The sequence below is a fragment of the Sphingomonas sp. DBB INV C78 genome, assembly GCF_042693015.1.
In the GTDB taxonomy this organism is placed as follows: Bacteria; Pseudomonadota; Alphaproteobacteria; order Sphingomonadales; family Sphingomonadaceae; genus Sphingomonas_E.
The window spans coordinates 2,547,193-2,569,227 of sequence record NZ_CP170544.1 but is presented as its reverse complement, the minus strand read 5'-3'; the positions used below and the strand labels follow the sequence as shown (position 1 = coordinate 2,569,227).

23 protein-coding genes are annotated in these 22,035 nt (G+C 63.8%); 8 read left to right on the top strand and 15 right to left on the bottom strand.

The genetic code is table 11. The features are described 5' to 3' along the window. Window positions 1-39 precede the first annotated feature (39 nt). Complete coding sequence (locus tag ACFB49_RS12130; protein ID WP_380879770.1) at window positions 40-1,191, top strand: NADH:flavin oxidoreductase; 1,152 nt, start codon at window positions 40-42, stop codon at window positions 1,189-1,191. Window position 1,192: 1 nt separating this feature from the next. Here the strand turns inward: ACFB49_RS12130 and ACFB49_RS12125 are convergent, their stop codons facing one another. From ACFB49_RS12125 to ACFB49_RS12115, 3 genes are read right to left on the bottom strand one after another with little or no spacing between them, the layout of a single operon-like run. Beyond that, window positions 1,193-2,026, bottom strand: a complete 834-nt coding sequence (locus ACFB49_RS12125) for an SDR family oxidoreductase (protein ID WP_380879768.1) — start codon at window positions 2,024-2,026, stop codon at window positions 1,193-1,195. Continuing rightward, window positions 1,953-2,948 carry an NADP-dependent oxidoreductase gene (locus tag ACFB49_RS12120; protein ID WP_380879766.1) on the bottom strand — a complete coding sequence of 332 codons (996 nt, stop codon included), beginning with the start codon at window positions 2,946-2,948 and terminating at the stop codon, window positions 1,953-1,955. Before ACFB49_RS12120 ends, ACFB49_RS12125 begins: the two co-directional genes overlap by 74 nt. Window positions 2,949-2,965: 17 nt before the next feature. Next, window positions 2,966-3,394, bottom strand: coding sequence for a nuclear transport factor 2 family protein (locus tag ACFB49_RS12115; RefSeq protein ID WP_380879764.1), 429 nt, complete (start codon window positions 3,392-3,394; stop codon window positions 2,966-2,968). Window positions 3,395-3,542: 148 nt separating this feature from the next. Between ACFB49_RS12115 and ACFB49_RS12110 the strand changes: the two genes are divergently transcribed. Continuing rightward, entirely contained in the window at window positions 3,543-4,574 is a 1,032-nt protein-coding gene (locus ACFB49_RS12110) for an LLM class flavin-dependent oxidoreductase (protein WP_380879762.1), read from the top strand. Between the two features lie 24 nt (window positions 4,575-4,598). Here the strand turns inward: ACFB49_RS12110 and ACFB49_RS12105 are convergent, their stop codons facing one another. From ACFB49_RS12105 to ACFB49_RS12095, 3 genes are read right to left on the bottom strand one after another with little or no spacing between them, the layout of a single operon-like run. Then, window positions 4,599-6,086 (bottom strand): aldehyde dehydrogenase family protein, encoded by a 1,488-nt coding sequence (locus tag ACFB49_RS12105; protein ID WP_380879760.1) that lies wholly within the window; start codon window positions 6,084-6,086, stop codon window positions 4,599-4,601. A gap of 1 nt (window position 6,087) precedes the next feature. After that, entirely contained in the window at window positions 6,088-7,698 is a 1,611-nt protein-coding gene (locus tag ACFB49_RS12100; RefSeq protein WP_380879758.1) for a GMC family oxidoreductase, read from the bottom strand. A 14-nt stretch (window positions 7,699-7,712) separates the two neighbouring features. Further along, window positions 7,713-8,495 carry an SDR family NAD(P)-dependent oxidoreductase gene (locus ACFB49_RS12095; RefSeq protein WP_380879756.1) on the bottom strand — a complete coding sequence of 261 codons (783 nt, stop codon included), beginning with the start codon at window positions 8,493-8,495 and terminating at the stop codon, window positions 7,713-7,715. Window positions 8,496-8,616: 121 nt separating this feature from the next. Here ACFB49_RS12095 and ACFB49_RS12090 point away from each other — a divergent pair, with 121 nt between their 5' ends. The 5 genes from ACFB49_RS12090 to ACFB49_RS12070 are packed head-to-tail and all read left to right on the top strand — an operon-like array spanning window position 8,617 to window position 13,434. Next, window positions 8,617-9,765, top strand: coding sequence for a sulfotransferase family protein (locus ACFB49_RS12090; RefSeq protein ID WP_380879754.1), 1,149 nt, complete (start codon window positions 8,617-8,619; stop codon window positions 9,763-9,765). Next, complete coding sequence (locus tag ACFB49_RS12085; RefSeq protein WP_380879752.1) at window positions 9,765-10,943, top strand: hypothetical protein; 1,179 nt, start codon at window positions 9,765-9,767, stop codon at window positions 10,941-10,943. The genes ACFB49_RS12090 and ACFB49_RS12085 overlap by 1 nt, the downstream gene beginning before the upstream one ends. A gap of 15 nt (window positions 10,944-10,958) precedes the next feature. Then, entirely contained in the window at window positions 10,959-12,050 is a 1,092-nt protein-coding gene (locus ACFB49_RS12080; RefSeq protein WP_380879751.1) for a Gfo/Idh/MocA family protein, read from the top strand. Further along, window positions 12,047-13,033, top strand: coding sequence for an SMP-30/gluconolactonase/LRE family protein (locus tag ACFB49_RS12075; protein ID WP_380879749.1), 987 nt, complete (start codon window positions 12,047-12,049; stop codon window positions 13,031-13,033). The genes ACFB49_RS12080 and ACFB49_RS12075 overlap by 4 nt, the downstream gene beginning before the upstream one ends. A gap of 11 nt (window positions 13,034-13,044) precedes the next feature. After that, window positions 13,045-13,434: a hypothetical protein gene (locus ACFB49_RS12070; protein ID WP_380879747.1), complete on the top strand. Its 390-nt coding sequence runs from the start codon at window positions 13,045-13,047 to the stop codon at window positions 13,432-13,434. Window positions 13,435-13,535: 101 nt separating this feature from the next. Here the strand turns inward: ACFB49_RS12070 and ACFB49_RS12065 are convergent, their stop codons facing one another. Genes ACFB49_RS12065 through ACFB49_RS12050 form a run of 4 tightly spaced genes read right to left on the bottom strand, consistent with a single transcriptional unit; the run spans window position 13,536 to window position 18,223 of the window. Beyond that, complete coding sequence (locus ACFB49_RS12065) at window positions 13,536-15,875, bottom strand: membrane-bound PQQ-dependent dehydrogenase, glucose/quinate/shikimate family (RefSeq protein WP_380879745.1); 2,340 nt, start codon at window positions 15,873-15,875, stop codon at window positions 13,536-13,538. A gap of 9 nt (window positions 15,876-15,884) precedes the next feature. Beyond that, complete coding sequence (locus tag ACFB49_RS12060) at window positions 15,885-16,643, bottom strand: hypothetical protein (protein ID WP_380879743.1); 759 nt, start codon at window positions 16,641-16,643, stop codon at window positions 15,885-15,887. 22 nt (window positions 16,644-16,665) lie between these two features. Continuing rightward, entirely contained in the window at window positions 16,666-17,754 is a 1,089-nt protein-coding gene (locus ACFB49_RS12055; protein WP_380879741.1) for a phosphotransferase, read from the bottom strand. A gap of 16 nt (window positions 17,755-17,770) precedes the next feature. After that, on the bottom strand, window positions 17,771-18,223 hold the full coding sequence (locus ACFB49_RS12050) for a nuclear transport factor 2 family protein (protein ID WP_380879739.1): 453 nt from the start codon (window positions 18,221-18,223) through the stop codon (window positions 17,771-17,773). 194 nt (window positions 18,224-18,417) lie between these two features. On the opposite strand from ACFB49_RS12050, the gene ACFB49_RS12045 reads away from it, so the two are divergent. Next, on the top strand, window positions 18,418-18,945 hold the full coding sequence (locus ACFB49_RS12045) for an ester cyclase (RefSeq protein WP_010124918.1): 528 nt from the start codon (window positions 18,418-18,420) through the stop codon (window positions 18,943-18,945). Between the two features lie 98 nt (window positions 18,946-19,043). On the opposite strand, the gene ACFB49_RS12040 is transcribed toward ACFB49_RS12045, so the two are convergent. Genes ACFB49_RS12040 through ACFB49_RS12020 form a run of 5 tightly spaced genes read right to left on the bottom strand, consistent with a single transcriptional unit; the run spans window position 19,044 to window position 22,034 of the window. Beyond that, window positions 19,044-19,790 (bottom strand): SDR family NAD(P)-dependent oxidoreductase, encoded by a 747-nt coding sequence (locus tag ACFB49_RS12040; protein ID WP_380879737.1) that lies wholly within the window; start codon window positions 19,788-19,790, stop codon window positions 19,044-19,046. Then, complete coding sequence (locus ACFB49_RS12035; RefSeq protein WP_380879735.1) at window positions 19,787-20,629, bottom strand: alpha/beta fold hydrolase; 843 nt, start codon at window positions 20,627-20,629, stop codon at window positions 19,787-19,789. Before ACFB49_RS12035 ends, ACFB49_RS12040 begins: the two co-directional genes overlap by 4 nt. A 17-nt stretch (window positions 20,630-20,646) precedes the next feature. Then, entirely contained in the window at window positions 20,647-21,171 is a 525-nt protein-coding gene (locus ACFB49_RS12030; protein ID WP_010124921.1) for a VOC family protein, read from the bottom strand. Window positions 21,172-21,189: 18 nt separating this feature from the next. Beyond that, complete coding sequence (locus ACFB49_RS12025; protein ID WP_380879732.1) at window positions 21,190-21,579, bottom strand: MaoC family dehydratase; 390 nt, start codon at window positions 21,577-21,579, stop codon at window positions 21,190-21,192. Then, window positions 21,579-22,034, bottom strand: a complete 456-nt coding sequence (locus tag ACFB49_RS12020; protein WP_380879730.1) for a hypothetical protein — start codon at window positions 22,032-22,034, stop codon at window positions 21,579-21,581. Before ACFB49_RS12020 ends, ACFB49_RS12025 begins: the two co-directional genes overlap by 1 nt. Between the last annotated feature and the right edge of the window lies 1 nt (window position 22,035).

The window sequence follows — 22,035 nt, the reverse complement described above, 5'->3', positions numbered from 1 at the left end:
ACGTCGAGGTCGGCCGATTGAAGCGCCGAGGAGCAGCAAGTGTCCGAAAAGAGCGATATCCTGTTTTCGCCGTTCGACATCGGCCCGCTCCGCCTGACCAATCGGTTCGTGATGTCGCCGATGACGCGGAACTTCTCACCTGGCGGCGTGCCCGGAGAAAATGTCGCAGCTTATTATCGGCGACGAGCCGAGGCTAATGTGGGCCTCGTCATCACCGAGGGCGTCGGGGTGGATCATGCGAGCGCGCTTGGCGCCGGAACGATGGGTGAGCACGACACACCGGTCATGCATGGCGAGGCTGCGCTTGCGGGGTGGCGGCGCGTCGTGGACGGCGTGCACGCGGCGGGCGGCCGGATCATGCCGCAGCTCTGGCATATGGGGCCGATCCGCCTGAACGGGACGGGCAATGCGCCCGAAACGCTTTCGGCCCGGCCGTCAGGCACTTGGGGGCCGACCGACAAGGCGATGGTGCCGTCTGCCTATGTCGACCAGATGCGAGCCGACACGCGTCCACTCACCGACAGCGAGATCGGGGATATCATTGCCGGCTTTGCGAGAAGCGCGGCAAATGCGCATGCGGTGGGATTTGACGGTGTCGCCCTGCACGGCGCGCACGGGTATCTGATCGACAGCTTCTTGTGGCCGCATACCAATCGTCGCGACGATCGCTGGGGAGGAGACCTGGTTCGCCGGGCCACATTTGCCGTCGAGATCGTCCGCGCCATCCGCGCCGCGACGGCCGAGGATTTTCCGATCATGTACCGCTTCTCTCAGTGGAAAATCCAGGATTATGGCGCGCGCAATGCCGAGACGCCGGCAGAGCTGGAGATGCTGCTGGGGCCGATCGCGAATGCCGGCGTCGACATATTCGACGCGAGCACCCGACTGTTCAACGCCGCCGCGTTCGAAGGTTCGGACATGGGTCTGGCCGGCTGGGTGCGGAAAGTGACCGGGCGACCGACGATGACCGTTGGCGGCATCGGCTTCACCAAGGACCTGCAATCGTCATTCGTCGAGGACACGCAGGCGGTGAACAATCTCTCAATGGTCGTCGAGCGGTTCGAGCGCGGCGAGTTCGATCTCGTCGCGATCGGCCGCGCACTGCTGATGGATCCGCAATGGGTCCGGAAAGTCCAGACCGGCGAACCATTCAGCCCGTTTCGGCTCTCCGCCTACGCGACGCTGGAATGATCTAGAATCCTTCCGACGCCGAATAGACGTGCACGCGCGCCGTGTTGGCGCGCGGCGGCTGCTCGACGATGAAGCGAACCGCGCGGGCGACATCCTCGGGTTCTAGAGCGGGAATGAATTCGTCCCAGCCTGGCTGGCCATGGGCTTTCATGTCGTCGAAGATTTCGGTGCCGGTGGTGCCGGGAGCGACCAGCCCGACCCTGACGCCCGAGCCTGCAAGCTCGATGCGAAGGACATCTGTAAAGCTCTCGAGGGCTCGCTTGAGGCCACCGTAAATGCCTGTACCCGCCGCGGTGATGCCAGCGCCGATGCTGGAGATGTTAACGATTTGGCCGCTGCCCGCCGCCTTCATCGCGCGCGCGAAAAGAATGCTGCTGTGGACGATCGACTCATAGTTCAGCGCGATCATGGGTCGCACTTCGGCGAGATCGAACGTCTCGAACGTTCCCACTCTGAGCATGCCGGCATTGTTGACGAGGATATCCACGCGGCCGAAGCGCTTCTCGACAAAGGCGAGCATTCGCTCGGGCGCATCCGGCTCGGCCAGATCTACGGCCAGGATGGCCGTGTCCCCGCCGATTTCCCGGGCAAGAGCTTCCAGGCGTTCCTGCCGCCGCGCGACTAGGACCAGTTTCGCGCCGGCTTCAGCCAGATTGCGGGCGATGGCCTCACCGATACCCGCCGAAGCGCCGGTGACGACTGCGACCTTTCCGGAAATGTCCGTCATCTTAGCTCCCGTGCGACGTGATGTGGATAGAGGTTCAGACGAGTCGAATGAGGCGCTTGCCCCGATTCTCGCCGCGATAGAGACCGGCAAGAGCGTCGGGGCAGGCATGGATTCCTTCTAGAATGTCTTCGCGATGCGTAAGGCGGCCGTCCGCCAGCCAGGCGCGCAGGCGCTCAACGGCTTCGCCATAGCGGTCCATATGGTCGAAGATCACGAAGCCCTCCATCCGCCCCCGTTTGACAAGGAGGTGTCGTTCGACGCGGGGGCCGACCGGCCAGTCGTCCCAGCGCTGGACCGCCGCCGTTCCACAGATGATGACGCGACCACCCAAGGCCAGATGCGGCAGCACGGCATCGCTGATCGCACCCGATGTATTGTCGAAATAAACGTCGACGCCGTCGGGACAGAGGGCGGCAATCCGTTCCGGGACGTCCTCGCCCTGATAATCTATGGCTGCGTCATAGCCGAAGTCGTCGAGACACATCTGCACCTTCGCTGGTCCACCGGTTATGCCCACGGTCCGGCATCCAAGGATCCGTGCGATCTGGCCTGCTGTCGAGCCGACCGCGCCGGCGGCCGTGGATATCACGACAGTCTCGCCGGGACGGGGATTGCCGACACCGGTCAACGCCAGATAGGCCGTGACGCCGGTCAGACCGAGGATACCGAGCGAGGCAGACAGTTCGGCCCTGTTCGTGCGCTGCACGATTTTTCCGGGATCAACGACGGCATAATCCTGCCAGCCGAACCATCCCATGACGAAATAGCCTCCCTGATAGTCGGGATGCCGCGAAGCAATCACCTCGCCCGACGCCAGGGCCCTCATCACCTCGCCAATAGCAACCGGTGCGGAATAATTGCCGGCATCGGCGATCCAGCCGCGCATAGCGGGTTCCACCGAGAGAAAATGATTGCGGACAAGCAACTGACCGTCTTGCAGTTCGTCTATTCTGCCCGTGCGGACGACGAAATCCGTTGCCTGGGCGACGCCGGTCGGACGATTTACGAGAATGACCTGCTGGTTCGACATCGGGACAGGTGTGCCTTTCAAGCGAGACGGACGGGCGTGAACTGGCGCCGGGCAATCTTCCAGCCCTCGGAGGTCCGAACCATCTGATCGTCATACCAGCCGATTCCGCGATGGATGGGACCGCCGGTCGCGAGCGGCATCAGCAATGCATCGACATAGCTTCGCGCGCGCACATGCGTGCTGTCGTCCTCGACCGTGAAGTTGGTGAGGCGATGCAGGGTTGGTCCAAGATGGGCGTGCGCCTGACGCATATAGTCGGTGATCTCGCGCGGGCCGCGCCATTTGCCGAAGCTGCCATAATCGGCCTCGAAATCGTCTGAAAAACATGTCCGGAACAAGGGCCAGTCGCGGCTGTCGATACCTGTCGCGTAGCGCAACAGCACTGCGATGATTGCACGTTCGTCGTCAGCGCAAACAGGTCGAGCCTTGGTCCTCTCGAACTTCATCCTCATCACCTCGTCCCCATGTTTGACAGGGATGATAAGCGGGACGGGGATGAACCCGCCCTTCTTTGGATAGGCCTGCCGACGAAAAGACCGTCGCATTCCCTCGACCATGGCTGCCCGATGCCGGGTGGAGGTCCAGGGGGCTGCGATGAAATTATCCTATCTAGGCATGACGGGTTATGACGGGCCAGCGCCGGGTATCGAAATCTGGCCGGCGGCGCCCCTCCATTGCGATCGCGCCACCGCGCGAGCCGCCTTCGAGCACAGCCTCATGATGTGTGGAAAAGCCGATGCCCTGGGGTTCGACTGGGTCAGCGTCTCCGAACATCATTATGCGCCGTATATCATGACGCCCAATCCATGCGTCATGGCGGGCGCGCTGACCCATATCGTCAAGCGCGCACGGATTGCGCTTCTTGGGCCACTCGTCCCTCTGATCAACCCGATCAGGCTCGCCGAGGAGCTCGCGATGCTCGATATGCTGAGCGGCGGACGGCTCGTCGTCTTGTTCCTGCGCGGAACTCCCAACGAACATCGCACCTATGACACCGGCAGCGACGGAACGCGTGGCATGACGCAGGAAGGGATCGACCTGATCCTGAAAGCCTGGCGCGCCGACCAGCCCTTCCGCTGGGATGGCGAGCATTTCCAGTTCAGTACCGTCTCGGTTTGGCCGCGACCGCTGCAAGAGCCGCACCCGCTCATCTACGGATCCGGCAATAGCGAGGAATCGATCGCCTTTGCGGCCGAACGGCGGATGGGGATCGCCTTTTCCTTCGCGCCGCCCGAGATGGTAGCCAAGTGGGTGGCGCTCTATCGTGCGGCGGCGGCAAGTGCAGGATGGGAGCCCACGGCAGACCATGTTCTCTATCGGGGGATCGCCTATCCGGCGTCCAGCGATGCCCAGGCGGCGGACGATATGGCGGCGTTCTTCGGGCGGAAGCAGGCCGAGCAGGCCCGGCTCCAGCAGGGCGCGCTTGGCGGGCCGCCGGTGGTGCCATTGGTCTCCGAACCCTATTTCGTCGGCGGCCCGGAGACACTCGTGGGGCGTTTCGAGACGCTGCGCGATTGCGGTGTCGGCATTGTTGATCTTGCTTTCGGAATCGGGTCACCGGACCAGCGCGAGACGGCCCTCGACCTTTTCGCCGAACGGGTGATGCCGGAGGTCAAGGGGATGTGACGGCAGGCGTCGTGATGGCACGCATCATCGACCGACGGGATAGAAAACCGACTTTTCCTGCTGATATTCGCGCAACCAGTCGGGTCCATATTCGCGGCCGATGCCGGACCGCTTGTAGCCGCCAATCGGAGCATAACTCATCCGGCCGGTGCCGCCATTCAGGGCAACGCTTCCCGTTCGCAGACGAAGCGCCATTTCATATCCGGTAGCGGCGTCCGCGGTTTCGATGCCGCCATTCAGACCGAAGCGACTGTCATTGGCGATCGCGATGGCCTCTTCATCACTGTCGAAGCCGATCACCGCGCCGACCGGTCCGAATATCTCCTCCTGGGCGATCGTCATGCTGTTCGCGACATCGTCGAAGAGCGTGATGTCGGTAAAATAGCCCTTGGAAAGGCCTTCCGGGCGACCGCCGCCATGGACGAGCCTGGCCCCCTCATCGCGCCCGACGGCGATGAAATGCTCGACCTTCGCGCGTTGCGCCTCGCGGATTAGCGGCCCCATCATCACCGACGGATCGGCGGCATTGCCGATCTTGAAATGGCTCGCTGTCGCTGCGGCGGTCGCGACGAACTGCTTCCGCACGCTGTTGTGAACGAGAAGCCGGGTGAGCAGCGCACAACCTTGGCCGGCGTTCACCGAGAGTATACCGACCGCCATCTGGGCTGCTTGAACGATGTCCGCATCGTGGCGGACGATCAGCGCCGACTTGCCGCCGAGTTCGAGATGCACGCGCTTCAGCGTAGGGGCGGCTTGCGCCATGATCAGTGCGCCCACGCCCTCGGATCCCGTGAAGCTGACGAGATCGACGCGCGGATCGGTGGTGAGGAGGGAGCCGACATCGGGCCCGCCTGTCACGACGTTGAGCACGCCTTTGGGCAGACCGATCTCGTCAGCAATCTCTCCGAACAGCAAGGCCGAGAATGGCGTGAACGGCGACGGCTTGAGCACAAGCGTGTTGCCGGCAAGGAGCGCGGGCACGATCTTGGCGAGGTTGAGAAGGAACGGAAAATTATAGCCGGTGATTCCGGCGACGACCCCGACCGGTTCCCGCACGACCGTCGTACCGCCCATCTTGCGCGGACCGTCCGGATTCATGAAATCCGGTGTGACGTCGAGCGGCAGGCGGACGGTCTCGTCGCGCGCATGATCGAGCGCGGAGGCAAAATGATCGAGCGGCGCACCCACCTGCATTCCGTGGGTGATGCCTTGTGCACAGCCCACTTCGGCGACGATGAGCGCTGCGATGTCTGCGCGGCGCGCGTCGAGTGCGGCATACATCCGGCGAAGCAGGGTTACTCGCTCGGCTATCGACATCCGTGGCCATGGACCATGGTCGAATGCCCGGCGGGCAGCCGCGATTGCGGTATCCGCGGCCTGTATCGTGCCCACCGGCGCATGACCGATAATCTCTTCGGTCGCGGGATTGAGGACATCGTCTCGGTCCGGCCCCGCGTCCGCCCAGCTGCCATCAATGTAAAGCTTGTCGAGCGTCGTGAACGGAATGGTCATATCAAGCCTTTTGCTGGCGCAGGATCATGCCTGCGGCGTTCATCGCGATGGCCATGGCTGGCGCATTGGTGTTGCCCGAGACGATGGTCGGCATGATCGAGGTGTCGACCACACGCAGCCCGTCCACGCCGCGGACCTTCAGTTCGGGATCGACGACGGATGCGCTGTCGGCACCCATTCGGCAGGTGCCGCAAATGTGAAAGGACGTGCCGCCGAGGGCGATGGCATTGGCGAGCACGTCCTCGTCGCTCGCGATTCGATCGCCCGGCTGCGTTTCTTCGGTGATCCAATGCTTGAGCGACGGCTGCTGACCGAGCCTGCGAAGCCAGCGGAACAGCGAGACCGCGCTCTGGCGGTCCACTTCGGCGGAGAAATGATTGGCTTCGATCAGTGGCCGTTCGAGCGGATCCGGCGAGACAATGCGGATTTGGCCCTGGCTTTCCGGACGCGTGAAATAGCCAAGGATGGTCATGCCCGGAAAGGGATCGATCGCGACAGCGCCTCTGGCATCGGTGTTGAAGCTGTAGAGCCCCACACCAATCTGGGCGTCGGCCCGATCGAGATCCGGCCGGGTCTTGATGAAGCCGCCGACCTCATGTGCGCTATGGGTGAGGGGACCCTTCGAGCGCAGACCATAATCCAGCGCCGAGCGCAGCAGGCCGAGCCCCGTGAAGCGCTTGTTGAGGCTCTCGCCTTTCACCCGATACTGGATCGACAAATAGCGGTGTTCGCGCAGGTTCCTGCCCACGTCGATCGAATCGACAATCGGCTCGACTCCAAGCCTGGCAAGCTCGCTGGCATTTCCGATACCGGATAGCTGAAGCAGTTTTGGCGACTCGATTGCGCCGGCCGAAAGGATCACCTCGCGGGTAGCTGCGACACTGCGCTCTCCCTGGCCATCGCATAGCCTGACACCTGTTGCGCGCCGATCCGTGAACAGGATCCGGAGCGCCTGCGTCTGCGGTGCGATGTGCAGATTGGGGCGCTCGCGTACGGGGTCGAGAAAGGCGCGCGCGGCCGAAAAGCGCTTGCCGCGCCACGTCGTCGTCGTCTGATAGCCCATGCCACCGTTTGCGACCGTTCCAACATCATTGACGTCGGCCGCGCGCGGCGTGCCCATCTGTTCGGCAGCGTCCAGCACCGCTTCGCACAAGGGATTGCCGGCTGGGTGGACCGAGATCCTCAGGGGGCCGCCCGCTCCACGCCATTCGCCAGCGCCCAGTTCATGATCCTCGAGTGCGACGAAGTGCCGGCCCATGGTGTCCCAGCCCCAGCCGACGCAGCCAAGTTCGGCCCAATGGTCATAGTCGGCAGGCGCACCGCGGACATAGACCATGCCATTGATCGAACTCGATCCGCCGACAGCGCGTCCCTTGAGCCAGGTTTCCGCAGGCAGGTTTCCGGCGGGCCGGACGGGATAATCCCAGACGTGGGGATTGCCGGGGGCGAGCAGCTTGCCAATGCCGCGAGGCATCCGGATGAGCGGGCTCGTGTCATCAGGGCCGGCCTCCACCAGGAGAACCGAGATATCGGGGTCTGCTGAAAGGCGGTTTGCCAGGACGCAGCCAGACGAGCCCGCGCCGACGATGATATAGTCGTAGCTATCGCGCATTCGTCTCTTTCCGCTCAACAGGTGAGTGCGCCGCCATCCATCACCAGCGTCTGGCCGGTCATGAAGGCAGAGGCGTCGGACGCGAGGAACAGGACGCCGGCGGCGATATCGTCGGGCGTGCCTTGGCGCCCGATCGGCGGCAGGAATGCGGCGACCTGTTCGGGCGGAAAATCAGGTCCGGTCGCAGTCAATTGTCCGGGCGTGGCGGTATTGCCCGGGCAGATGGCGTTTACACCGATGCCATCCTTTGCAACTTCCAGGGCCGTTGCGCGGGTGAGGCCGGCAACGCCCGCCTTCGAGGTCGAGTAAGCGAACAGGCTGGGTGCAGTCGCATGGAAGGCGCTGTTCGAGGCGGTATTGACGATCCGGCCCCTGGTGCCGTCCGCGCGCATGATGGCGACGGCTTCGCGGGTCGCGACAAACACGCCGCGCAGGTTGATCGCCATCACCCTGTCCCAGAAGTCCGTACTCGTATCCTCGATGAAGTTGCGGTCCTGGACGCCGGCATTGTTGACGAGGATGTGGAGACCGCCGAGGTCTTCCCGGACGGAACGGACAAGCGCTACCACCGAAGCTTCATTTGCCATGTCGACAGCCCAGGCCCTCGCAAGGGCGCCTTCAGACCGGATCGACGAGGCCACCTTCTCGGCAAGCGTCACATTGATGTCGGCGACCGCGACCGATGCTCCCATGCCCGCGAGATAGCGGGCGATCGCTTCGCCCATCCCCTGCGCCGCCCCGGTCACGATCGCCACTCGCCCCGCCAGACCATAGAGCTTCTGTAGGTCGACCAGCATCCCCGTCTCCTCTGCTTTTTAACGGCTTGGGCGCTACAGCGAGCGCGGTTCACCTGTCCGAGGACGGGTAGGACGCGACGGCAAAGCAGATATGTCCCTCCCGACCAGGAGGGAGCCAACGATGCCGGACGGGATTGCGATGGATGCGGATCAAATGCTCGCGACGTTCGATCTGTCGCCGGAATTGCGCCAGGGCGTTCGTCCAGGGCTCAAGGCGGCATTGTCTGCGCTCGGGGGCGAACCTGGTCTTGGCGACACGGGCCAGGTACGGGCCATGGAGCAGTTCGGCGACAATCTGCGGCGTTTGGCCCAGATCGAAGCCGATCGCCGCCGCCACCCGGAAATCGCCGCGGTCGCCATTGATCGGCCCGTTTTCATCCTCGGTCTCCCGCGCTGCGGGACGAGCCTCCTCCACGCGCTGATCGGATCCGACCCAGCGGTTCGCACGCCCCTTTCGTGGGAAGTCGCGATGCCTTCACCGCCTCCCGATGCCGCGACGTTCGAACAGGATCCGCGGGCGCAGGCCTTCGACGATTATGTCGCCGCGAACTTTTCAGGAAAGTGGGCGGATGTCCTGAAAGCCCACCCGATCGGCAGCCGCATACCGCAGGAGTGCGGCATGATCCTGGAAACCGCCTTCCAGGGCCTCAATCCCGTGATGCTCTTCCGGCTGAGCGAATATTATCGGTGGTACCTGCAGGCCGATACGCGGTTTGGTTATGAGGTGCACCGTATGTGGCTGCAGCATCTTGCCTGGCGCAATCCACGCCGACGCTGGGTCCTCAAGGTGCAGGAACATGCCTATCACCTGCCCGAATTGCTTGCTGCCTATCCCGACGCCATGTTCGTCCAGCCGCATCGCGATCCGGTGACTGTGATGGCATCGATATCCCGACTGATCGAGGTGATCCGGAGCGTCAGCTTCGACCATCAGGATCGCGCGAAGCTCGGCCATGAGCTGCTTCACCTCTGGCATGACGGCCAGAAGCGGATGATGGCCTATCGCAAGGCCCACCCGGACCTGCCGATCCTCGACATGCGTTATCGCGACCTGGCCGCAGATCCCGTCGCGGCGGTGCGCGCGGTCTACGACTTTGCCGGAATCGAGTTCACCGGCGCGAGCGAGGAGGGTGTGCGCGCCTGGCTCGTGGCCAACCCGGCGGACAAGCATGGTCGTCACGTCTACTCGCTCGAGGATTACGGTCTCAACGAAGCGCAGGTGCGCGAGACCTATGCCGACTATATCGCCGCCTATGGCGAGTATCTGTAGTGACTGGCGTCCCATTGCCCGCCTGGACGGACTATCTCGATCGGCTGGCCGAAACCGGCGGGCTGCTCGCGCTTCTCGAAAGAGCGGATGACGCGGCGCTTGTCCAGGAAGCGCACCGGCTGTTCTTCCTCAGCCTCTCTGCCGGCTATTTCACGGCCTTTGCTGACCCCGATCTGCCGGATTTCGTGCCGGCGGTCAGCACGGCCCATAATGCCAGCTCGACCAACCCCGATTTCATCTACGGTTCGGCTTCGATCGACGGGAAGGGCAGCTATCGCATCAGCGGCGTGCGGGGAGACGGCCTCTTCATCCTGCTCGACATGGTGGCCGGAGGGCTCGGCGTCATGGACAAGCTGGGGCCCTCCCTCGGAACGATCGACTTCGACACTCTGACATTGGGAGCCGACGGCGGGTTCGACCTCCTGCTGAGTGCCGAGCGCCCCGTCGACTGGTCCGGCGACTGGCGGAGGCTCGATCCCTCAGCCCGCACCCTCGCGCTGCGTCAGGCGAGCTACGACTGGGGAGCCGGCCGCGATGCCCGGATCGCGATCGAGCGGATCGACAGGCCGCTGGCGCCACGTCGTCGCTCGCCGGAGGAGATTGCCGAACGGCTGCTGGCTCTCGCGGAATTTCCCAAGCGCTATGCCGGGCTGTGGCTGGGCTTCATCAAGCAGCAGCGCGACAAGGGTCTGTGGAACAGGCTCGAGCATGACGACTGGGCAGGGCGAGGCGGCGTCGAGGGCCAACATTATTATCAGGGACTTTTTCGACTGGAACCCGGCCATGCGCTGATCCTGGAAACCGAACTGCCCGAGCGGGTGCGCTACTGGAATGTCCAGCTTGCTGATCCGGTGTGGAACACGATCGACTGGATGAACCGCCAGAGCAGCCTCAATGGAGGTCAGGCGCACCTTGATGGAGACGGGCGGTTCCGGGCGGTCATAGCGCTCGAGGATCCCGGGGTGCCGAATTGGCTCGATCCTGGAGGCTGGACCGAAGGCGCAATGATGCTGCGCTGGACGGAGGCCAGTTCCGGGCCGGAGCCGCACCTGCGGCCGGTACCGCTTCACGAGTTGCGCGAAGCTCTGCCGGCGGACACTCCAACAGTTCTCCCGCAGGAAAGACAAGTGGCATTGCGGCAGCGACGGCGTGGCGTTCAGCTACGGCGTCGTTGGTAAAGGGAGCGGGATGTGATGGGCAAAATTCGTGTCGGCGTGATTGGCGCCAACCTGCAGGGGAGCTGGGGCGTTGGCGCGCACCTTCCGGCGCTGGCGGCGCTGGACGAGTTCGAGGTTTCGGCGGTCGCGACATCCCACCTGGAATCGGCGCGCGCCACGGCGTCCCGGTTCGGCGTGCCCCACGCGTTCGACGATCCCCGGGCGCTGGTGGCGCATCCGCAGGTCGACGTGGTTGCCGTTTGCGTGCGGGTTCCCGCGCATTTCGAGCTCGTCACGATGGCGCTCGAGGCAGGAAAGCATGTCTATTGCGAATGGCCGCTGGGGCGTGACACCCACGAGGCCCAGGCCCTCCATGCAGCGGCGGAGCAGGCCGGCATCGTGCATATGATCGGCCTTCAGGCGCGCAGCGCCCCGGTGCTCAACTACGCGCGCGCATTGATCGCAAACGGTGAAATCGGGACAATCCGCAGCGCAGGCTTGACCCACTCGTCCGACTGGATTTCGCATCCCTATCCGTCGATGGCCTATTTGCAGGACCGGTCGAGCGGTGCACATTTCCTGAGCATTCCCGGCGGCCATAGCATCGATGCGCTGACATGGATGCTCGGTGATTTCCAGACGCTCTCGGGCGTCCTGAAGACGGCTCGACGCGAGGTAGCCGTGGTTGGCACAAACGAGGTAATCGAGCGCAGTTCGGCCGATCAGGTCGTGGTCGCGGGCGAACTTGAAGGCGGGGCGGTCGCGACAATCCGCCTTTCGGGTGCGCCATCACCGGGCACCGGAGTACGGCTCGAGATCAACGGAGACGATGGCGATCTGGTGGTCGTGGCAGCGCCCGGCAGTCGCGGCATACAAATGTCGGACCTGGCGCTCTATCGAACCCGGGGCATGGGCGGACTGGAGCCTGTCGAGATTCCCGATGCCGCATATCGGACACCTGGATCGCTTCGCGCCAATCCCCCGCTCAATGTCGCCGAGGCCTATCTCCGCATGGCCGATGCGATTGCGGGGAAGAAGGCGCCAAGACCGGACTTTGGTGACGCGGTCAAACTGCACGAGACGCTCGACCGGATCGAGCAGGCTGCACGTACCGGCAGGTGCCTATGAATATCGATATACTGACCACCGGCCTCGCTTTTCCCGAAGGGCCAGTGGTCCTGGCCAATGGCGATCTGCTCGTCGTCGAGGTGCTTGGCGGACGGCTGACCCGCATTGCAGCCGACGGCACCGCAAGGACCGTGGCGGAGCTCGGCGGCGGACCCAACGGAGCGGCGATCGGTCCCGATGGACGCTGTTACGTGTGCAACAATGGCGGATTTGCTCCGTCCGCCAGTCCCGATCTGCTCATTCCGACCGAAGCGCCCTTCGATACACCGCCCGGGTCGATCCAGGTCGTCGATCTTGCAAGCGGAGCGTGGGAGACGCTCTACGCCTCAAGCGAGGCGGCACCCTTCTGGGCACCGAACGACCTGGTCTTCGATGACGCCGGCGGATTCTGGTTCAGCGATCACGGGCGCGATCGCGGTCGTATGCGGCAGAAGGGCGGGGTCTATTACGCCATGGCCGACGGGAGCGCGATCAGGGAAGTGATCTTCCCCATCGACAGCGCCAATGGTGTCGGTCTCTCGCCCGACGGCGCGACGCTCTATGTCGCCGATACGCTCAGCGGCCAGCTCTGGCGTTTTCCGTTGTCGGCACCCGGCGTGGTCTCGGACGCGGGCAGCATTGTGGGTCGCGTCGGACCCGGACAGTTCCTCGACAGCCTGGCGGTCGAGCAATCGGGACGGATCTGCGTCGCTTCGCCGGGCCAGGGCGCAATCCTGATCTTTTCTCCGGACGGCGGGATAGCTGATGTCGTCCCTATGCCCGACTTCCTGACCACCAATATCTGCTTCGGGGGCGCTGACTTCAGCAAGGCCTATGTGACACTCGGTAGCAGCGGCCGGGTTGCGTCGATGGACTGGCCCCGGCCAGGCCTGCCTCTCGCTTGTGCCGTCCGGAGCCCCGCCGCTGCGGACATGCAGCGCTCGTCTGCCGCGAGATCCGACCCGCACGACCTCCTTCCCTCTCGAGCTGAAGCAGATAGATGAGACGGATATTCTTGTTCGGAGCGATCATCGCCGTTTCGGCGTGCCATTCTGCCCAAAAGGCTGCGGAACATGTCGTTTCGCAGGATCTGCCGGATCCGGGCTCGGCTCGGTTCCGGAACTTTCATATCAACAATGAGGGCGTGGTCTGCGGCGAGGTGAATGGCAAGGACCGTAAGGGCGCTTATGCGGGCTTCCGGAAATTCGTCTATTACAGTCATACCGGCAATCACCATCTCGAGCCGGAGGACATCAGCGCGCAGTTTGAGGACGCGATGTCGGTGTGCCGAGCATCCTACGGCACTGGCGTCGTCGTAGACGCGTGCCAGAAGGCCGAGAAGCTGGCCCCCGCTCAAAGGATCCTCACCGAATTCCGGGACCGCTACACCATAGATTGCCGATAGGGGATTCCGACGTTCGGAAGCTGCACCCGCCCAAGGTTTGCGGGCGGCGATCTTCCCCCACGCTTGACGGGATATCGCCCTGACGGCCCCGTCGACTGGATTCAGCGGCTCCGTTCCTTGGGCAGCGCATATGCGATCAGCGTATCGCTGCTCCCCGATAGCATGGCGCCGTGACCGCCCGCGGCGATGACCACGAACTGACGGTTGCTGCGCGGCGACCAGTAGGTCGCCGGCGTGGCCTGGCCGCCCGCGGGCAGGCGGGCCCTCCAGAGTTCATCGCCTGTCTCACTGCTGTAGGCGCGCAGCATATGTTCCTGCGTCGCACCGATGAAGAACAGCCCGCTCGCAGTCGCAACCGAGCCGCCGATATTGGGCACACCCATCGGTATCGGCAGGAAGGTTGGCAGCGCAAGCGGACCGCTGTCGCGGGACGTGCCGAACCGGTGCGACCAGACTAGCTTGCCGCTCCTGAGATCAACGGCGCTCACCATCCCGTAGGGCGGCTGCTGGCAGGGAATTGCGAGCGGCGACAGGAATGGAGTGATGTGCGCCGCATAGGGGACGCCCTTTTGCGCGACAGGGCCGCCGACATCGCTCATGTGCGCCGCCGTCATCGGCTTCACGCCCTGGCGATCCGCCTCGGCCCGCGGAATCAGGCGGTTATAGTTGGCGACCTGGTTGTTGTTGACGATCATCAGGTGGCGTTTCTTGTCGACCGACACGCCGCCCCAGTCGATCCCGCCGAGATAGCCCGGCCAGGTGATCGTCGGACGAGCGGTGCCGAGAGGCGTCATCGTCCCGTCGAACCGGGCCTGGCGAAACCGGATACGGCACATCGCCTGATCGATCGGCGTCAGGCCCCACATACGTTTTTCGGTCGGCGGCGGGCCTCCGAACGACGGCATTCCGCTGGAGAAAGGCTGGGTCAGGGCCGCGCGTTCCTCAGGAACTGAGCCCTGGGGCACGGGCCGCTCCTCGACGCGCGAGATCGGCTCTCCGGTGCGACGGTCGAGGAAGAAGATCTCGCCTCGCTTGGTCGGCTGCAACAGCCCCTTCACGCCACCGGGCAGGTCGACGAGAGTCGGCTGGGCCGGGACGTCATAGTCCCACAGATCATGGTGCGTCGTCTGGAAGGACCAGCGGACGGCGCCGCTCTCGGCGTCGAGCGCGACAACCGAGCTTGCAAAGCGATCGTCATTGGCCGTGCGATGGGCACCAAAATAGTCGGGCGTGGCATTGCCGGTGGGGACATAGACGAGGCCGAGATCGTCGTCGCCGCTCATCGGTGCCCAGCTGTTGGGCGTTCCACGGGTGAAGCTTTCGCCCGCGCCGGGCATCGCGTGGAAATCCGGCCTGCCGATATCGAAGGCCCAGGAGAAAGCGCCGGTGACCGCATCGAAGGCGCGGATCACGCCTGACGGCTCACCGACATGCTGGCCATCCGTGACCCAGCCTCCGAGGACGAGCCGCCCGCGCACAAGAGCTGGCGGTGATGTCACGAAATAATAGCCCTTTTCCACATCACCCATGCCGGTGAGGAGGTTGACTTCACCGGTCGTTCCGAAGCCTGGGCACAACCGGCCGGTGGCGGCATCGAGCGCGATCAGGCGGGCATCGACCGTGGCGGTATAGATGCGCTCTGCGCACGGCCCTGTCGCCTCCGGCACCCGATAATAAGTGACGCCGCGACAGGTGAGGCCGTAAATCCCCCTGGGATCGACGCGGGGGCGATGGCGCCATATTTCCCGTCCGGTTTCGGCGTCGAGCGCGATGACGTCGTTGTACCCGGTGCACAGATAGAGACGCTCGCCGATCTTGATTGGTGTCGCCTGAAAGGATGCCCGCGCGCCTTCCGGCATGGGGCCGGTATGATAAGTCCAGACGGGCCTTAGCCCGCCGACGTTGGCGGGCGTGATCTGGCCAAGCGGCGAGAAGCGCGATCCCCCCTGATCATTGCCATAATGCCGCCAGTCTCCCTCCGCCGGACTTGCCGGAATGGCGGCTGCGACCGGGCCCATCGTCGTCGGTAAACGGTCGAACCAGAATGGCGCGCCGATGGCCAGAACTGTCGCCAGCCCCAATCCCGGCCAGAGCATCAACGCGCCGGGTAGCGGTTGCAACCGGCCCATGCCGCGGCGGAACCAGGGCGTGATCATCCAGAGACCGATCAACGACGGCATGACGAGGCGGGGCGCGAGCGCCCACCCGTCCAGTCCCGATTCCCATACGGCCCAGCACAGTGTCGCAGCGAGGAATGCGGTGTAGAACCATACCCCGTGCCAGCTGCGGCGAAGGATCAGCAATGCCGTCAGCAGGTAGGCGATTCCCGCGAGTGCATAATAAGGCGAGCCGCCGAGGCCGACCAGCGTGGTGCCGAGCCACAACAGGCTTAGGCCGGTCGCGAGCAGGAACAGGCCGAAGAGATAGAGCATGATGGTCATCGAACGGCCTTAGGGAACGAGGACGCTGGGGCCTCCGAAGAGCAGTCGGCCGAGGATTGCGGGACCGATATTCACGGCAAACATCGTAACCTGGAACAGGAGAATGAAGGCACCAGCCCGCGCGGCCTCGCGGCGCCACCCCGGGCCGACCCGATCGACGCCGAGCCGGCGCTCATGCCACCGCAATCCGTCCGCATCCCGGGGGACGAGCAGTGCAACGAGGCCGGCCGCCCACAATCCAAGGAGAGCGGGGAAGATCAGGGGCAATTGGCCCTTCTCGGAGACGATGGCGGGCCCGACGACTGTGTCATAGGTCCACCAGCCGTTGGCGACCGAACTGCCCTCGGCGTAAAGCTGGTAGGCCAGGAAAAGCGGGAAGGCGATGGCGAAGGCGAAAATTGTCGTCGATATGCTGGGAAACTTGCGCCCGAGCCAGCCGACCAACGTCACGAGCAGCGGGATTGTCGCAGCGAACCACCAGCCCCATGAGAATGGAATGAAGAGCGGCTTGACCGGCGTGGTATAGGCCATCTCGCCCCAGAATGGCAGGCGGTCGAACGCCGGGTTCCAGGCGACATAGGCGCCCCAGTCGCCGAAAAATTCCTGCCAGAAGCTCGTCGTGGCCCCGATGAGCGTGAGCAGGACGAGCGAGAAACGCCGCCCGCGAAGGACCCAGAGAAGGCTCCCTGCCAGCAGGATCGACCAGAACCATATGCTTCCCGTTTCCATGACCCATGGATTGACGGGTTCGCCCATCGTGCCTTGCATTGTCGTCTCCCCCAAATGAAACTCAGCGCACTTCGTCCACCAGTCCTGCCGTGTCGTGATCGACATAGGCCGTGGTCAGGCGCAGATGATTGATCACGTTGATTTCCCAGCCGTAATTGACGATCGGCGTGGTCAGCCAGCCGATATAGACGCCCCACACCAGGGCACGGCGGAATTCGCGGAACATGTCCTCGAAGGAAGGCGCGCTGCTCACGCCCGCCGCCACGAGCCTGTCGAGATAATGTTCCAGCAAGGCGCGCTCATGCCGACGCCTTTCGGCGATCGGGAGCGCGGTCGTGATCAGATAGCTCACGTCGTGCATGGGATGGCCGCGCACCATCAACTGCCAGTCGAGCAAGCCACCCCGGTTGCCTGGAAGCAGATAGGTATTGCCGAGATGCGTGTCGCCATGGAGCAACGTCTGCGACAGGTTTGCCTGGTGACGCTGCACGGCCTGCACGCCCGCGAGCAGTTGATCGCCCGTCGTGCCGAGCATGCCGACCAGTTCCGACTTGAAGCGCTGGCTGTCGATTTCGTGCTGGATATAGGCTGGCGCGAGATTGTTCATCAGGTCGGCGACACCGCCCTCGAGATGAGTTTCCACCCATGCGAGATCCGATGAAAAGCGCGGGCTGTTCCAATAGCGGGCGTGGAGGATTGCAAGCGTGTCCAGCAGCCCGCGCAATTGCGCAATCGAGATCGGTTGCAGAACATTTGGAAATGTTGCGCCGCGCGCCGTCAGATCTTCCAGCACCAGCCCGAGACGATGGCTGACCGGATTATAATGAGCAGCGAGGGCTGCGGGGGCCTCGATGGTCAGTTCCCGCCGCAACCGGCCGTAGAATGCAACTTCATTCCGGTAGAAGGGGCCCATGATGTCGTCGACGCCACGCGCGAGCTTGACGACGATCCGACGTGGCAGATTTTCCGGCGCTCCGGGCAGATAGTCGACTTCGACTATCGCCCGCCCCGCCGTCGATACCATCTCGTCGCCATAGGTCTTGGCAGCGGCAAGCCGGACGGCGGCGACGCGCGCGGGCTGGCCCGTCCAGCTGAAGAGCCTGTTGAGATAGTCCGGCGTGATTCCCTCGCCGGTCACGGGATGGTCCATCACCATCTGGCCGGGCTCAGCGGGTCAGGTCCTTCACCCAGTCGGGCACATTCTCCGAATAGCAGGGCTGTTCGTAGAGCCGTGAGATGCGCCAGCCCTGCGCGGTACGGACATAATCATGATGATACCAGAGGCCGAACACCATCACGCGTTCGGTTCCGTCCTCGTCCAGCACCATAGGATTGTAGACCGCAGTCCGCGTGGTCGCCGTGTCGCCGTCGATCCGGTATTGCGTCGTCGAGACGGCGTGCTGGAACGCCCGCACTGCCCCAAGGCTCTCGGTGAGGAAGGCCTTGATCTCCGGGAGCCCGCCCTTGACCCCGACCATCTCCGAATAATCGATCACGGCGTCGGGGGTAAAGATCGCATCCAGCGCGTCGAAGGCGCGATTGTCCACCGCGTAGCAATAGTCGACAATCAGGTCCTGGATTTCGAACCGATCGGACATTTCCTGCAGCGTCAATGCCATCTTGTGGTTTCCTCGCCTCTTCTTATGCCTCCTTCCTGCAGCGTCTCGAGCAAGGCCGGGCCTTTCCAAAGGTAGGTGCCGGGCATGCGAGGGATGATGAAAAGGAAAGCGACCGGCCGGTAACCCCCGGGCCGTCACCACCTTCAAGTAACCGGGAAGCCGCTGCGTTCGGACCCGATCCTAAGGAGATTATGATGGGAGGCCTTCCCGCTTTCACTGAAGCCGATTTCGTCCTGTCAAAGGAGAAGCGCGCTGAAATCACGGCCGGACTGACGCCGGTGCAGGCTAAGATGGTCGAGCATTGGATGGACCTGCACGAGGTCATCAACCGCGGCGATTGGGACGGCATGGATGCCTTCTTCAACACCGACACGATGACCTATGACAATCCGAACCGTCCGGACCTCGGCACCTATCACGTCTGGAAGACCTCGCCGCAGGGCCTGCTCAAGACCTTCCCGCCCAGCGTCTATCGTACGCTCAAGGCCTGGGGCCGCGGCGACGACGAGATCTGCGTTCTCTGCCATCACCATGGCAAGCATACCGGTGGCCCCTATATGGGTATCCAGCCGACGGGCAACGATCTCAATGTCGTCTGGTTTTCGTGGCTCAAGTTCCGCAACGGCAAGATCGATCACATTTATTCGATCTCCGACGTCTACTCGATGCTGATCGACGTCGGCGTCATCGAGGCGCCGCAGCCGGTCGATCCCTACAAATGATCGAGGATGCGGGATGGGGCCAGGCCCCGTCCCGCACCGCCGCGGGTCGAAGCGGACGGAAGAGGGGCTGTACCGGGGGGGTGCAGCCCTTCTTTTTTTCAGAGGCTGAAACCGCCGTCGACGATGATTGTCTGACCGGTGATGTAGCGCGCCTTCCCCGATGCAAGGAAGGCGACTGCGTCGGCAATGTCGCCGCCCTCGCCGAAGCGCTGGAGCGCTATCCGCTTGCGCTGCGTCTCCCAGATTTCGGGCGAATAAAGATCCTTCAGGAAAGCCGCGCCCAGGCCTGCATCAATGATGCCGGGGGCTACCATGTTGGCGCGGATATTGTAGCGCCCCTCTTCCTTGGCGATCGCACGTCCGAGCACTTCGATCGCGGCCTTGGGAACCGCCGAGAGGGCATCACCCGGAGGGAAGCAATAAGTCGCGACCGAGACCACGGCGACGAAATTACCATGGCCCTGACGACGGAACAGGGGGAGGGCGGCACTGACAATGCGGGTGAAACCGATGAGTTCGGTCTCGATCACCTCGCGCCAGTCGGGCTCGGTGATCTTGCTGACGAAGGGCTGAGCGATCTCGACACCGCTTGCAAAGACGAGCGTGCCAATCTCGCCGAAATGCGATGCGGCCCGCGCGATGGCGGCGGATACGCTGGCGGCGTCTGCCAGGTCGCAATGGACGGGCAGGGCGCCTGGTCCGATATCCGCGGCGAGGGCATCCGCTTTCGCCCGACCGGACCGATAGCCGATGGCAACGCCGGCCCACTCGCTGGCCAAAGTGCGGCAGATCGCGGCGCCCAGCCCGCCGGACCCGCCAACCACGAAGGCGCTGCCTCGGTTCATGCGGTCACCGGCCGGTAGCGCGACAAATAGGTGAGCAGCGTTTCGGCGAACGCGTCGTTGCGGTCGCCGGTGAACATGTGGCCCACGCCATGCGCCTCGACGACCTCGAGTTGAGGTGTGAAGCGGCGGAACGCGGCGACGCTTGCGGGCGTGACAATATTGCTGAGTTCGGCCTTCACGAGCACGACCGGGGTCGTGATGCGCTTCGCCGCATCGATCAGTGCCTCGCCTTCAGAGGGAGGGTGGAGAAATTCGGCGGCCGTGGTCTTCGGGTCCCATCGCCAGAACCAGCGTTCGGCCTGCCGGCGCATGGCCTTGGCCAGTCCGGATACATTTTGCGCCCTTGGCTGGCCAAGATGATGGTGGAGGGCATCGGCGGCCTCGTCGAGCGACGCGAACCCCGCTTCGCTTGCACGGAAAAAACCCCTTATGTCGTCGACGCCTTCATCATCTATCATCGGCGCGACGTCGGCCAGCATGGTGAGGGTCACCCGGTCGGGATGGCGTGACCCTCCTACCAGCGCCGATTGGCCGCCGCGCGATGCGCCGACCAGGGTGACGGGCCGGTCGAAATAGGCAAGCAGAGCCTCGACGTCGCGGCCAAAGGCCTCGAGCAGATAGTCGCCATCAGGCGCCCACATGCTTTCTCCATGGCCGCGAAGGTCGATCGTCACGCCATAATAGCCGGCATGGCCGACCTTGCGGGCCGAGCCGGTCCACGAACGGCGACTCTGGCCGCCGCCATGGAAGAACAGCACGGGAGGTGCCGCGGGATCGCCGAAGGCGTCCGCGGCAAGCTCCAGTCCGTCGCCCGGTAGGGTCAGCCTTTTCGCTGTCATCTGCCGGGCTACACCGCTTATTCGGCCGCGGCGGAAGCGGGGCCCTGATAGGCGAACTTGCCCGGTGCGTGATGCCACTTGCCGTCGTCATGGCTCTCGTAAGGCGAGGCGACTTCGATCAGGCAGCCATGCGTGCTCTTGGCGCCGACCCAGCTCCACTTTTGCCAGGTCATGTCGGGATCATTGTAGGTCTGGCCGTCGCCGGGCAGATGCAAGCCTTCGGCCTTCAGTTTCTCCATCGCGGCCGGCACATCGTCGGTCGTGAAGCAGAGATGATGGACGTGCTCGCCCACCTTTTCGAGGCGATCGCCCATCGGCGTGCCGGGAGCGGGCTGGATGAACTGGATCTCGGTCGAATGCTCGTTGACGAAGGTCGCCCACTTCATGCCGGCATCGGAACCGCTCGAGAATTCGTCGTAGCGCACGATCGGCTTTTCGAGCGAGGCGGGGTCGAGGACCTTGAGGATCTTGGTCCAGTCCTCGATCGCCTTGTCGAGATCCCGAACCACCATGCAGACATGGGCGAATGGACCGCTGGGCATTTACTCTCTCCTTCGAATTCAGATTGCGATAGTGGCGGTGCCGGAATTGACCGGGCCCCGGCCGTCGGCGGCCAAGGTGAATTCACAGGCGACACGACCGTCTTCCACCGCCGTGATCGTCCCGCTCGCGACGACCCGGTCGCCACCGAAAACATTGTCCAGAAAGCGTGAGTCCATGCTTTCGATCCTGCCGCCGGGAAAGGCGGCCGCGAGCATGTTCATCATGTAAGCGACGTTGATCGGACCCTGGTTGATCACCCGGTCCCCGAGGCCCTTGGCTTTGACGACCTCGACATCGAGATGGATCGGGTTGGGATCGGCGAGGAACACCGCCCAGGCCTTCATGGCCTCGGGGCTGACGCTTTCAATAACGAACGGCGGTAGGGCGTCTCCGACGGCATAGTGCATCATGCGAGCTCCTTTCGCGGCAGCACCCAGACATTGTCGGTTTCGAGCACCTTCGCGCCATCGAGCGTGTGAAGGCGCAGGCGATAGGTCAGCACGTCCATCACACCGAGCTTGCGGCTGCGCTTGCGGACGAGCGACAGGATCTCACCGGTCACCTTGTAGCTTTCGCTGACCTTGAGCGGTGCGTCGAACCTGACGCCGCTGGAGCCCATCATCGGGCCTTCCTCGACGTCGAACTCGCACGTGTCGCAGACACCCGCGACCGTCTTGCCCATCGCGACCTGCGTGGCGATGTAATAATAGATCGGATGTGCGCTGCCGTCGGCGGCCGGTTCGACACCCGTCGAGCGACACAAGGCTGCATTCTCCTCGGCCGAAATCGTGAACACCCTGGTGCCGTCGAGCGACGTGCCGGCAACATCGGGGGCGGGCGGGAGCGTGTCGGTATCAGTCATG